The organism is Paraburkholderia sp. JPY419, from assembly GCF_050435705.1.
GTDB lineage: Bacteria > Pseudomonadota > Gammaproteobacteria > Burkholderiales > Burkholderiaceae > Paraburkholderia > Paraburkholderia youngii.
In genome coordinates, this window is the sequence record NZ_JBNDKV010000002.1 from 2,173,580 (window position 1) to 2,185,696 (window position 12,117).

The following is a 12,117-nucleotide window of genomic DNA, read 5'->3' on the forward strand; positions in this document are numbered from 1 at the left end:
AAAAGCCGCCTGTTTCGCAACAGACGGCTTTCTTATTCAATTCGCATAAAGCGGCTACGTTTTTATTGTCACTGCTTTAGCGCGATGGCTTTATTGCGGCGCAGACGTCGCACCACCATGCGCCGCGGACCATTCGGCAGGCGCGTGCAGGAATTTCTCCACTTCGTCGATTGTCTTCGTGTCGAAGTAGTTGTTTTGTTTCGCTACGCGCAGCACGTCCCACCACGTGGCGAGCGCGTGCAGATCGACGTCGATGTCTTTCAGCACCGACACGCTTTCCTTGAAGATGTTGTAGTGGAACAGCACGAAGCAGTGGTTCACCGTCGCGCCGGCGGTGCGCAGTGCGTTGATGAAGTTGATCTTGCTGCGGCTGTCGGTCGTCAGGTCTTCGACGAGCAGCACGCGCTGGCCTTCGGTCAGCAGACCTTCGATCTGCGCGTTACGGCCGAAACCCTTCGGCTTCTTGCGCACGTACTGCATCGGCACCATCAGGCGGTCGGACAGCCATGCGGCGAACGGGATACCCGCGGTTTCGCCGCCGGCGACCGCGTCGATCTGCTCATAGCCGACGTCGCGCAGGATCGTCGCTTCGGCCATTTCCATCAGGCCGCGGCGCACGCGCGGATACGAGATCAGCTTGCGGCAGTCGATATACACCGGGCTCGCCCAGCCGGACGTGAAAATATACGGTTTCTCCGCGTTGAAATGCACTGCTTGCACTTCGAGCAGCATTTTGGCGGTGGTGTCGGAGATCGTCTGGCGATCGAAGCCTGTCATGGGCGGATCCTTCGGAGTGAGCGGGGGAGAAGCGGGCGCCGGGCCCGGTGGCGCAGCAAGCGGGGTATGCCGCGCCATGCTGGGCGGGATACGCGGCCGGGGGAAGAGCAAAGACCGGCTTTTGCTGCGCGCGTGGGCCGTTATTTTACCTGAAATGGGTCCCACCGAGGAGGCCGTCGTACGCGCCGCCGCCCCCGGTGGGCGCTTCGGCGCGCGCATCGTCTTGTGACCGGCTGAGGCCGCCTTTACACTCACGCGACTTTCCCGGGCGGCAACCCACGCAGCCGCCTCCAGACCAACGGAATGCTTTCAATGAACGCCGCTCCATCCGCCTCAGCCTCCGCCACCGAAACCCGTTTTGCCGTCAAGCCGGGCCATGCGGGCCGCGCACTGCTCGCGTCGGTGCTGGGCTACGCGATGGACGGCTTCGATCTGCTGATCCTCGGCTTCATGCTGCCGGTGATCGCCGCCGACCTGCATCTGAGCTCGTCGCAGGCCGGCGCGCTGGTTACATGGACGCTGATCGGCGCAGTCGCGGGCGGCGTGCTGTTCGGCGTGCTCAGCGATTATTTCGGCCGCGTGCGCATGCTGACGTGGACGATCCTGGTCTTCGCGGTGTTCACCGGCCTGTGCGCGCTCGCGCAGGGCTATACGGACCTGCTGGTCTACCGGACCATCGCCGGCATCGGGCTGGGCGGCGAATTCGGCATCGGCATGACGCTGGTCGCCGAAGCGTGGCCGGCGTCGCAGCGGGCGCGGGTGTCGTCGTATGTCGGTCTTGGCTGGCAAGTCGGCGTGCTGGCGGCCGCGTTGCTGACGCCGCTCCTGCTGCCGGTGATCGGCTGGCGCGGCATGTTCGCGCTCGGGCTGTTGCCGGCGGTCGTGTCGTTCTTCGTGCGGCGCCGCGTCGAGGAGCCGGCGCTTTTCAACCAACGCGTCGCGCGCGGCATGCGCAAGCTGCCGCTGAAACTGCTGTTCGTCGATGCGCGCACGACGCGCGCGAGCCTCGGCGTCATGATCCTGTGCTCGGTGCAGAACTTCGGCTACTACGGGCTGATGATCTGGCTGCCGAGCTATCTGTCGAAGACCTTCGGCTATTCGCTGACTAAATCGGGGCTATGGACCGCCGCGACGATTCTCGGCATGGCGGCCGGCATCTGGCTATTCGGCATCGCCGCCGACCGCTTCGGCCGCAAGCCGACGTTCCTGTTCTACCAGGCGGGCGCAGTCGTGATGGTGTTCGGATATGCGCAACTGAGGATGCCGATGGCGTTGCTGATCGGCGGCGCGGCGATGGGGGTGTTCGTGAACGGCATGATCGGCGGCTATGGCGCGCTCATTTCGGAGCTCTATCCAACCGATGCGCGCGCCACCGCGCAAAACGTGCTGTTCAACGCCGGCCGCGCGGTGGGAGGCTTTGGGCCGGTCGTGGTGGGCGCGCTGGCGGCGCGCTACTCGTTCGGCGCGGCGCTCGCGCTGCTCGCGTCGATTTACCTGCTCGACATCTTCGCGACACTATTTCTGATCCCTGAGCGACGCGGCGCCGAGCTCGATTAAGCGTGCCGCCGCCACATGGCGGAAAAACGCTCCCAGGTGCAGCGACTCTGCATTTATAGCGGCTGTTTCGCCAATGGCCAGTTCTGTTAACCACTCAGTGCATCGACACTTCCGGGGTGTACACTGATCGACCCGCGAAGCACTCCGCATCGTCCCGTCTTCGTCGAGGTAAGTCATCGCGCCTTGGCGGGCGCGTGCGAAAACCGCCTCGGTCGGCTATCCATTCGACAGATGAAAACGCCGCAACGGTGTGGGGCGCCGGGTCCAATCACTTACGTCTCGCAGGCCTAGAAATGGACGAACAACTCAAGCAAAGCGCTCTCGCATATCACCAGAATCCGAAACCTGGCAAGATTTCGGTGACGCCCACCAAGCCGCTGTCGAACCAGCTGGATTTGTCGCTCGCATATTCGCCGGGCGTGGCTGCAGCCTGTATGGCGATTCACGAGGAACCGCTCGACGCGCAGAAGTACACGTCGCGCGGCAACCTGGTCGGCGTGATCACGAACGGTACAGCGGTGCTCGGCCTCGGCAATATCGGCCCGCTCGCCGCGAAGCCGGTGATGGAAGGCAAGGGGTGTCTGTTCAAGAAGTTCGCCGGCATCGACGTGTTCGACATCGAGCTCTCCGAATCCGATCCGGACAAGCTCGTCGAGGCGATCGCGATGCTCGAGCCCACGCTCGGCGGCATCAACCTCGAGGACATCAAGGCGCCCGAGTGCTTCTACATCGAGAAGAAGCTGCGCGAACGTATGAAGATTCCGGTCTTCCACGACGATCAGCACGGCACCGCGATCATCGCGTCGGCGGCGATCCTGAACGGCCTCAAAGTGGTCGGCAAGAAGCTCGACGAAGTGAAGCTGGTCTGTTCTGGCGCGGGCGCCGCCGCCATTGCGTGCCTGGATCTGCTCGTCAATCTCGGTCTGTCGAAGAAGAACATTATCGTCGCCGACTCGAAGGGCGTGATCTACGAAGGGCGCGGCAACCTCGATCCGTCGAAGGAACGCTATGCGGCGCACACCGAAGCGCGCTCGCTCGCCGACGCGATCCGTGGCGCCGACGTGTTCCTCGGCTGCTCGAGCGCCGGCGTGCTGAAGCCGGAGATGGTCGCCGAAATGGGCTCGCAGCCGCTGATTCTCGCGCTCGCGAACCCCGAGCCGGAGATCCGTCCGGAAGAAGCGCGCAAGGTCCGCCCGGACTGCATCATCGCGACCGGCCGTTCGGATTATCCGAACCAGGTCAACAACGTGCTGTGCTTCCCATTCATCTTCCGCGGCGCGCTCGACGTCGGCGCGACGACGATCACCGAAGAAATGAAGCTCGCGTGCGTGCGCGCGATCGCCGAACTGGCCGAGGAAACCGACCAGGGCGATGAGGTCGCGAAGGCCTACGAAGGCCACTCGCTCGAATTCGGTCCCGAATACCTGATTCCGAAGCCATTCGATCCGCGTCTGATCATCAAGATCGCGCCGGCCGTCGCGCAGGCCGCGATGGATTCGGGCGTCGCGACCCGTCCGATCCAGGACATGGACGCGTACCGCGAACAGCTCGGCGCGACCGTCTATCGCTCGGGCATGGTGATGCGGCCGGTTTTCGCGGCGGCGAAGGCGGCACCGGCGCGCATCGTGTTCGCGGAAGGCGAAGACGAGCGCGTGCTGCGCGCCGCGCAGTTCGTGCTGCTCGAAAAGATCGCGAAGCCGATCCTGGTCGGCCGTCCGTCGGTGATCGAGATGCGTCTGAAGAAGATGGGCTCGAAGCTCAAGTGCGGCGAAGACGTCGAAATCGTCGATCCGGAAGACGATCCGCGCTATCACAAGAGCTGGCAGGCGTATCACGAAATCGGCGCGCGCGAAGGCGTGACGCCCGACGTCGCGAAGGCCGCGATGCGCAAGTTCAACACGCTGATCGGCGCGATCCTCGTGCATCTCGGGGATGCGGACGGCATGATCTGCGGCATGATCGGCCAGTACCACACGCACCTGAACTTCATCGAGCAGGTGCTCGGCAAGGCCGACAACGTCGAGAACTTCGCCGCGATGAACCTGCTGATGCTGCCGGGCCGTAACCTGTTCATCTGCGACACGTACGTGAACGAAGTACCGACCGCCGAGCAGCTCGCCGACATGACGATGCTCGCCGCGCGCGAAATCGAGAAGTTCGGTATCACGCCGAAGGTCGCGCTGCTGTCGAACTCGAACTTTGGCAGCGCGCCGTCGTCGTCGTCGCAGCGCATGGCCGCGGCGCGCAAGCTGATCACGCAACGTGCGCCGTCGCTCGAAATCGACGGTGAAATGCACGGCGACGCGGCGCTGTCGGAGACCATCCGCAAGGCCGCGTTTCCGGGCACGACGCTCGCCGGCGAAGCGAACCTGCTGATCATGCCGAACGTCGAAGCGGCGAACATCGCGTACAACCTGCTGAAGGTGGTGGGCGGCGAGGGCGTGACGGTCGGACCGTTCCTGCTCGGCGCGGAAAAGCCGGTGCATATCCTGACGCCGGCCGCGACCGTGCGCCGGATCATCAACATGACGGCGGTCGCTTCGGCGAACGCGCGCAAGTCGGTGAACGCGAAGTAACGTGCATCGCGCGGGGTTGAAGCGGGGGCGGCAGTAACGCGCGCGCGACGGCTTCGGTAAAGGTGCTACGGAATTGCGGTTCCGTGGCGCTTTTTTTGCGTCCGAAAAAAAGCGGCGGTCCGTGAAGACCGCCGCTTTTCAGTTCAACTGCCAGAGTCGATCAGGCCGCGTGCTGCGTCGTGTTGCCTGCATCGGACGAACGCCAACGCGTGAGCAGCTCGTTCCACTTGATGCGCACGCCTTTCAGGTTGTTCTCCTTCACGTGCCCATAACCGCGGATGCCGTCGGGCAGGTTCGCGAGCTCGACCGCGAGATCGCGCTTCTGCGAAGTCAGCCCGCCGATCAATTCACGCACCAATGCCTCGTATTCGCCGATCAGCGCGCGCTCGGTGCGTCGCTCCTCGGTGTTGCCAAACACGTCGAGCGCGGTGCCGCGCAGGAACTTGAGCTTTGCGAGCACGTGCATCGCGCGGAACATCCACGGACCGTACTTCTTCTTCACCAGATGGCCGTGCGCGTCCTTCTTCGATAGCGTCGGCGGCGCGAGATGCAGATGCAGCTTCCAGTCGCCTTCGAACGTCGCGTTCAGCTTCTCGATGAACGCCGGGTCGCTGTACAGACGCGCGACTTCGTATTCGTCCTTGTACGCCATCAGCTTGTGCAGGTTCTTGGCGACCGCTTCGGTCAGCGGCATATGGCCGTCGGCGGAATCGAGCGCTTCTTCCGCGACCCGCACCTGCGACACCAGCGCGCGATAACGGTCCGCATACGCACGGTTCTGCCACGCGGTCAGATAGTCGGCGCGCTTGTCGATCAGCGTGTCGAGCGCCTTCGGCGTATGCAGTGCGATGATCTTGCCGCTTGCGTTGTCGGTCGTCTCTCCGCGTCCCTGCGATTGCGCGAGCTTGCGTACCGCGGCCAGATCGTGCGCGGCACGCCGGCCCCATTCGAACGCGGCGCGGTTTTTCTCCACCTGCACGTTGTTCAGCTCGATCGCGCGAATCAGCGACTCGTGCGTGAGCGGCACCCAGCCGCGCTGCCACGCGTAGCCGAGCACGAACGGGTTCGTGTAGATCGCGTCGCCGAGGAGAGCGACGGCAAAGTGATTCGCGTCGACCGCCGAGACGTTGTCGTCCCCCGCTGCGGCACGCACGTCGGCTTCGGTGCTGCTGCCGGGGAAGCGCCAGTTCGGGTTCTTGATCAGCTCGGCGGTCGGCGTGTGCGCGCTGTTCAGCACCACGCGCGTGCGATCCGCCTGCATCCGCGACACGCACTCGTCGCTGGCGGTCACGATCGCGTCGCAGCCGATCACGAGGCTCGCTTCGCCCATCGCGATGCGAGTCGCATGGATGTCGGCCGGCTGGTTCGCGATCTGCACGTGGCTCATCACGGCGCCGCCTTTCTGCGCGAGGCCGGTGACGTCGAGCACGGTGACACCCTTGTTCTCGAGATGCGCGGCCATGCCGAGCAGCGCGCCGATCGTGACGACGCCGGTGCCGCCGACGCCCGTCACCAGCACGCCGTACGGACGCTCGATGGACGGCAGCTCGGGGTCCGGCACCGGCGGCATTTCGGCGCCGGCGCCCGACGCCGCCTTCGGCTTGCGCAACTGGCCGCCTTCAACGGAGACGAAGCTCGGGCAGAAGCCGTTCACGCACGAGAAGTCCTTGTTGCAGGTCGACTGGTTGATCTGGCGCTTCGTGCCGTACTCGGTGCCGAGCGGTTCGACCGACAGGCAGTTCGACTTCACCGAGCAGTCGCCGCAGCCTTCGCACACCGCCTCGTTGATCACGACGCGCCGTGCCGGATCGGGATACGCGCCGCGCTTCCGGCGACGGCGCTTTTCGGTCGCGCAGGTCTGGTCGTAGATCAGGATCGTGGTGCCGGGAATCTCGCGCAACTGGCGCTGCACGTCGTCGAGCTGGTCGCGGTGATGAATGTCGACACCGGGCGCGAGGCCGACATTCGCCGCGTATTTCTCCGGCTCATCGGTCACGATGACAATTTTCGCCGCGCCTTCGGCGGCGAGCTGGTGCGTGATCTGCGGCACGGTCAGCACGCCGTCGACCGGCTGGCCGCCCGTCATCGCGACCGCGTCGTTGTACAGCAGCTTGTAGGTGATATTCGCCTTCGATGCGATCGCCGCGCGAATCGCGAGCAGCCCCGAGTGGAAGTAGGTGCCGTCGCCGAGATTGGCGAACACGTGCTTGTCGTTCGTGAACGGCGCCTGGCCGATCCACGCGACGCCTTCGCCGCCCATCTGGCTGAACGTGCTGGTGCTGCGGTCCATCCAGACCGTCATGTAATGACAGCCGATGCCGGCCATCGCGCGCGAGCCTTCCGGCACATTGGTCGACGTGTTGTGCGGGCAGCCCGAGCAGAACCACGGCTTGCGCTCGACTTCGACGCGCGGCCGCGCGAGCGCTTTTTCCTTCGCCTCGATCACCGCGATGCGCGCGGCGATCCGGGCGCGCACGTCCGACGGCAGATCGAACTTGTCCAGCCGCGTGGCGATTGCCTTCGCGATGATCGCGGGCGATAGCTCGTAGTGCGCCGGCAGCAGCCAGTTGCCCATCGGCACCGACCATTCGCCGCCCGCGCCGTCTTTTTCGTCGAACTTGCCGAACACGCGCGGGCGCTGCGCGTCGGGCCAGTTGTACAGCTCTTCCTTGATCGCGTATTCGAGGATCTGGCGCTTTTCCTCGACCACGAGAATTTCGTCGAGACCGCGCGCGAAGGCCTGCGCGCCTTGCGCTTCGAGCGGCCACACGCAGCCGACTTTGTACAGACGGATGCCGATGCGCGAGCAGGTTTCGTCGTCGAGGCCGAGGTCGGTCAGTGCCTGACGCACGTCGAGATAGGCTTTGCCGCCGGTCATGATGCCGAAGCGCGCATGCGGTGAATCGATTTCGACGCGGTCGAGCTTGTTCGCGCGCACGTAGGCGAGGCCCGCGTACCACTTGTAGTCGAGCAGACGCGCTTCCTGCACGAGCGGCGGATCGGGCCAGCGGATGTTCAGCCCGCCGTCGGGCATCACGAAGTCTTCCGGCAGGATGATGCTGGTGCGGTGCGGGTCGATATCGACCGATGCGGACGATTCGACCACGTCGGTCACGCACTTCATCGCGACCCAGAGGCCCGAGTAGCGGCTCATCGCCCAGCCGTGCAGACCGAAGTCCAGATATTCCTGCACGTTGGACGGAAACAGCACCGGCAGCCCGCACGCCTTGAAGATGTGTTCGGACTGGTGCGCGAGTGTCGAGGATTTGGCCGCGTGATCATCGCCGGCGAGCACCAGAACGCCGCCGTGCCGCGACGAGCCGGCCGAGTTGCCGTGCTTGAAGACGTCACCGGAGCGGTCGACGCCGGGGCCCTTGCCGTACCACATCGAGAACACGCCGTCGTATTTGGCGCTCGGGTACAGGTTGACCTGCTGCGAACCCCACACGGCGGTGGCCGCGAGGTCTTCGTTGACACCGGGCTGGAACACGACCTGATGCGCGGACAGATGCTTTTTGGCTTTCCACAGCGACTGGTCGAGTCCGCCGAGCGGGGACCCGCGGTAGCCGGAGATGAAGCCGGCCGTATTGAGGCCAGCGGCGCGGTCGCGTTCCTGCTGCAGCATCGGCAGACGCACCAGCGCCTGGATGCCGCTCATGTAAGCGCGGCCGCGATCGAGGGTGTATTTGTCGTCGAGCGTGACGGAAGACAACGCGGCTTCGAGCGAGGCTCGCTGACCTGCGTCTAGCGGGGCATTCATTATGTGTACTCCTCCACTTCAGCTTGGGATCACCAAAACTTTTCTGGCCCCCGGCATCTCGTGAATGCTGGGGCCGGGGTCGTCATATTGACGGGTTTCAAGCGATGGTAGCACTGGTGGAAACCCGCCGCAGCGGATCAGAAATCGCCCGCGCCGAATCTGATTTCAGATGGTTTCGCTGCAAGGTGGCCACGCGTTGTCAGCAGTTGGCGCGGATTTTCCGCGGAATCGAGTTGGGTTGTGCTTGCGCATGTAACAAGCTGTAAAACCTACAAATGTGCGGAACCGCAGTGAAAACCACTGTCTAATCCCCGGACCTGCGAGCGATGCCGATCGCTGCGCATTTTGCGCAGCTTCTGGACAGCAGGGCAGTTAGAAAAGGAGTACGCATGAACACAAGAAACATCCAGACGTTCCTGATGGTTTCCGCCGCATTCTTCGCGATGAGCGCGCCGATGCACTCGAATCCGGGCACTACGGGGGCGCTGTCGAACGCGATCATTCGCACGGCGCAGGTAGCGCCGGCGCAGGTCGGAACGATCGACGGTGCGACCGGCAGCAATGAGTACAGGCAGAATTCATGACGCGCCACATCGCGCGCGTCTTGTGACAACCGGCCGCCGTTTCGAAGAGAGCGGCGGCGTGCAACGTGAAAGGGCGAGGATCCTGCGATCCTCGCCCTTTTTTCTTCTGCGCGCCGATCAGGCGCGAGTCACCGCGATCAGGTCTTGTCCTGCACGACGCCGCGGCGAATCTGGTCGAGCTCGATCGATTCGAACAGCGCCTTGAAGTTGCCCTCGCCGAAGCCCTGATTGCCCTTGCGCTGGATGATCTCGAAGAAGATCGGGCCGATCTGGTTTTCGGTGAAGATCTGCAGCAGCAGATCGTCCGGCGCGCCGTCGATCAGAATCTTGCGCTTGCGCAGTTCCTCGAGCGGCTCGCCATGATTCGGCACGCGCCGGTCGACGAGTTCGTAGTAGGTGTCGATCGTGTCGAGCAGCGAAATGTTCGACGCGCGCAGGCCGTCGACGGTGCGGTAGATGTCGCTGGTGCCGAGCGCGATGTGCTGGATGCCTTCGCCGTGGTACGCGTCCAGATATTCCTGGATCTGACCGGCTGTGTCCGAGCCCTCCTCGTTGATCGGAATGCGGATCTTGCCGCACGGCGAAGTCATTGCCTTCGACTTCACGCCCGTCACCTTGCCCTCGATGTCGAAGTAGCGCACCTCGCGGAAGTTGAACAGGCGCTCGTAGAACTCGGCCCATTCCTGCATGCGGCCGCGATGCACGTTGTGCGTCAGGTGATCGATATAGGTCAGGCCATGGCCGACCGGATTGGGGTTCGCGCCGGGAAGCGGTTCGAAGTCGACGTCGTAAATGTCGATGTCACCGATGCTGTTCGGCGCCGCGCCGTTCTTGCCGCGCCAGCGGTCGACGAAATAGATCAGCGAATCGCCTATGCCTTTGATCGCCGGGATGTTCAGCTCCATCGGGCCGGTCTTGTTGTCGAATCCCCACGCGCCTTTTTCGAGCGCCTGGCTGTAGGCCTTCGCGGCATCCTGCACGCGAAACGCAATCGCGCAGATCGATGGGCCATGCAAGCGCGCGAAGCGCTGCGCGAACGAATGCTTCTCCGCGTTGACGATGAAATTGATGTCGCCCTGACGATACAGCGTCACGTCCTTGTGACGATGTCGCGCGACGGCGGTGAAACCCATCCGTTCGAACAGTTTGCCAAGCGCTTTCGGGTCCGGCGCCGTGTATTCGATGAATTCGAAGCCGTCAGTGCCGACCGGATTTTCCCAAGTAGAAACCTGCATTGTCTGTCTCCAATCCCATGCAAGGGGGTTGCCGAGGCGCGCTGGCGGTGAGCGCGCGGGACGGTCGGCTGAGCGTGACCGGATAGGGCAATTGTAGAACTGTGATGGAGGCAAGAACTTGCGAACTTAATCGCGCGTCGCTATTCTCGAGCTACTTTATGGCTCGATTCGAGCGAGACGTGGCAGAACATGGCTAATAGCGAGATAGATGCGATCGATCGACGCATTCTGGCGATCCTTCAGGAAAATGGCCGGCTGTCGAATCAGGAGATAGCGGAGCGGATCAATCTGTCGCCGAGTCCGTGCCTGCGGCGGATTCGCCGGCTCGAGGAAAGCGGCGTGATTCGCGGCTACGTCGCGCTACTCGACGCGCAGCGTCTCGGACTCGACCTGCTTGCATATGTCAACGTGCGGCTGGAGAAGGGCGGCGGTCGCGCGTTCAGTCCGCATGGCGATGCCACCCACGCCGATCTGTTCGGCGCGGCCGTGCAGACGTGGCCCGAAGTGGTCGCGTGTCACGCGATGACGGGGGAGATGGATTACCTGCTGCGCGTCCAGGTTGAGGACATGGCGCACTTTTCGCGCTTCGTGCAGGATCAATTGCTGCGGCATCCATCGGTGATCGATGTGAAATCGAGCTTTTCGCTCGAAAAGATCAAGGAAACGACAGCGCTGCCCATTTTGTAGGCTTCACGCGCCACGCCCTGCGCATGGCGTTGATTTGGTACAGATAGAAAAAAGGGCGACCTTGCGGCCGCCCCAGTCTCATTTCCCCGCAGCGATTGTTCAGGCAGCGACAGCCACCGGCATGAACGACTCGAACAGTCGCGATGCCTGGCGCGCGTGGCGCTTGAGTGCGTAGTCGAACACGGCGGCCTGCTCCTGCAGCATTTCCGCGAGGATGCTCGACTGATCTGCCGGCGACAGCGTCAGATAGGCGTCGGCTTCGCCGTACGCGTATTCGATCTTCATGCCGGCCTTTTTGGCGATGTGCATCATGGTCGAGTTGCGCGCCAGGCAGTGGATGTAGAGCGTCGTCACATGCGTGTTGCGGCTGCGGATCGCGGCGCGCTCGAACAGCTTCGAGCCGATACCGATGCCACGCGCGCTTTCGAGCACCGAGACGCCGAATTCGGCGGTGCGCTTGTTGCCTTCGGCCGGCAGGTAGGCCAGATGGCCGACGCCGCTCAGTTCCAGCTTGCTGTTGAACACGCCGAACACGGTGTCGCGCGTGAAGTCGATCGTGCGCACGTAGTTTTCGATCACGTGGTTCGGCACAACCTGGCCGAAGCGCAGCAGTCGGTCTTCTTCGTCGAGCGCGAGGAAGTGCGTAAGCAGGCGTTCGCGATCGACCGCGGTGAGTTCTCGGACCAGAACGTGCGCGCGTCCAGCAGACAGCGACGCGCGGTCGTTCGGCGCGATCGGCTCGGTGGTGCGAAGGCTCAGCGTGTTCATGGTCGGGTTCTCCTTTTAATCAGGCGGTGTTGTGCACCGCAAAACCGATTTTAGCGGAAACCCAAGCCATTCACTAGGGAAAACCCGTATCAAAAACTGAGGCGATTACCTAGACCGCTGGAGCCCTAAATTTACTCAATTGATTTTTAAAGGAAATGCAAGTGAACGCACGT

8 protein-coding genes are annotated in these 12,117 nt (G+C 63.3%); 4 read left to right on the top strand and 4 right to left on the bottom strand.

Annotation, left to right across the window (positions count from 1 at the left end; genetic code table 11):
* Positions 1 to 90: 90 nt before the first annotated feature.
* Complete coding sequence (locus QFZ91_RS16020) at positions 91 to 777, bottom strand: orotate phosphoribosyltransferase (RefSeq protein WP_013090785.1); 687 nt, start codon at positions 775 to 777, stop codon at positions 91 to 93.
* A 312-nt stretch (positions 778 to 1,089) separates the two neighbouring features.
* Between QFZ91_RS16020 and QFZ91_RS16025 the strand changes: the two genes are divergently transcribed.
* Together QFZ91_RS16025 and QFZ91_RS16030 are read left to right on the top strand one after the other, a co-directional pair.
* Positions 1,090 to 2,334, top strand: coding sequence for an MFS transporter (locus tag QFZ91_RS16025; RefSeq protein ID WP_429567795.1), 1,245 nt, complete (start codon positions 1,090 to 1,092; stop codon positions 2,332 to 2,334).
* A 293-nt stretch (positions 2,335 to 2,627) separates the two neighbouring features.
* Entirely contained in the window at positions 2,628 to 4,910 is a 2,283-nt protein-coding gene (locus QFZ91_RS16030) for an NADP-dependent malic enzyme (RefSeq protein WP_429567796.1), read from the top strand.
* Positions 4,911 to 5,070: 160 nt separating this feature from the next.
* On the opposite strand, the gene QFZ91_RS16035 is transcribed toward QFZ91_RS16030, so the two are convergent.
* The gene (locus QFZ91_RS16035) at positions 5,071 to 8,670 is read right to left on the bottom strand and encodes an indolepyruvate ferredoxin oxidoreductase family protein (protein ID WP_429567797.1); all 3,600 of its coding nucleotides are present in this window, start codon (positions 8,668 to 8,670) and stop codon (positions 5,071 to 5,073) included.
* Positions 8,671 to 9,059: 389 nt separating this feature from the next.
* Here QFZ91_RS16035 and QFZ91_RS16040 point away from each other — a divergent pair, with 389 nt between their 5' ends.
* Positions 9,060 to 9,254, top strand: coding sequence for a hypothetical protein (locus tag QFZ91_RS16040; RefSeq protein ID WP_429567798.1), 195 nt, complete (start codon positions 9,060 to 9,062; stop codon positions 9,252 to 9,254).
* A gap of 137 nt (positions 9,255 to 9,391) precedes the next feature.
* Here QFZ91_RS16040 and hppD read toward each other — a convergent pair whose 3' ends face one another.
* Positions 9,392 to 10,489 (bottom strand): 4-hydroxyphenylpyruvate dioxygenase, encoded by a 1,098-nt coding sequence (gene hppD / locus QFZ91_RS16045; RefSeq protein WP_368718504.1) that lies wholly within the window; start codon positions 10,487 to 10,489, stop codon positions 9,392 to 9,394.
* Between the two features lie 189 nt (positions 10,490 to 10,678).
* Here hppD and QFZ91_RS16050 point away from each other — a divergent pair, with 189 nt between their 5' ends.
* Positions 10,679 to 11,176, top strand: a complete 498-nt coding sequence (locus QFZ91_RS16050; RefSeq protein WP_176110082.1) for an Lrp/AsnC family transcriptional regulator — start codon at positions 10,679 to 10,681, stop codon at positions 11,174 to 11,176.
* Positions 11,177 to 11,275: 99 nt separating this feature from the next.
* Here QFZ91_RS16050 and QFZ91_RS16055 read toward each other — a convergent pair whose 3' ends face one another.
* Complete coding sequence (locus tag QFZ91_RS16055) at positions 11,276 to 11,944, bottom strand: GNAT family N-acetyltransferase (protein WP_176380124.1); 669 nt, start codon at positions 11,942 to 11,944, stop codon at positions 11,276 to 11,278.
* Between the last annotated feature and the right edge of the window lie 173 nt (positions 11,945 to 12,117).

Excerpts from the sequence above, each read along its gene's own strand:
- QFZ91_RS16020 (WP_013090785.1), bottom strand. The coding sequence starts at position 777 with ATGACAGGCTTCGATCGCCAGACGATCTCCGACACCACCGCCAAAATG.
- QFZ91_RS16025 (WP_429567795.1), top strand. The coding sequence starts at position 1,090 with ATGAACGCCGCTCCATCCGCCTCAGCCTCCGCCACCGAAACCCGTTTT.
- QFZ91_RS16030 (WP_429567796.1), top strand. The coding sequence starts at position 2,628 with ATGGACGAACAACTCAAGCAAAGCGCTCTCGCATATCACCAGAATCCG.
- QFZ91_RS16035 (WP_429567797.1), bottom strand. The coding sequence starts at position 8,670 with ATGAATGCCCCGCTAGACGCAGGTCAGCGAGCCTCGCTCGAAGCCGCG.
- QFZ91_RS16040 (WP_429567798.1), top strand. The coding sequence starts at position 9,060 with ATGAACACAAGAAACATCCAGACGTTCCTGATGGTTTCCGCCGCATTC.
- hppD (WP_368718504.1), bottom strand. The coding sequence starts at position 10,489 with ATGCAGGTTTCTACTTGGGAAAATCCGGTCGGCACTGACGGCTTCGAA.
- QFZ91_RS16050 (WP_176110082.1), top strand. The coding sequence starts at position 10,679 with ATGGCTAATAGCGAGATAGATGCGATCGATCGACGCATTCTGGCGATC.
- QFZ91_RS16055 (WP_176380124.1), bottom strand. The coding sequence starts at position 11,944 with ATGAACACGCTGAGCCTTCGCACCACCGAGCCGATCGCGCCGAACGAC.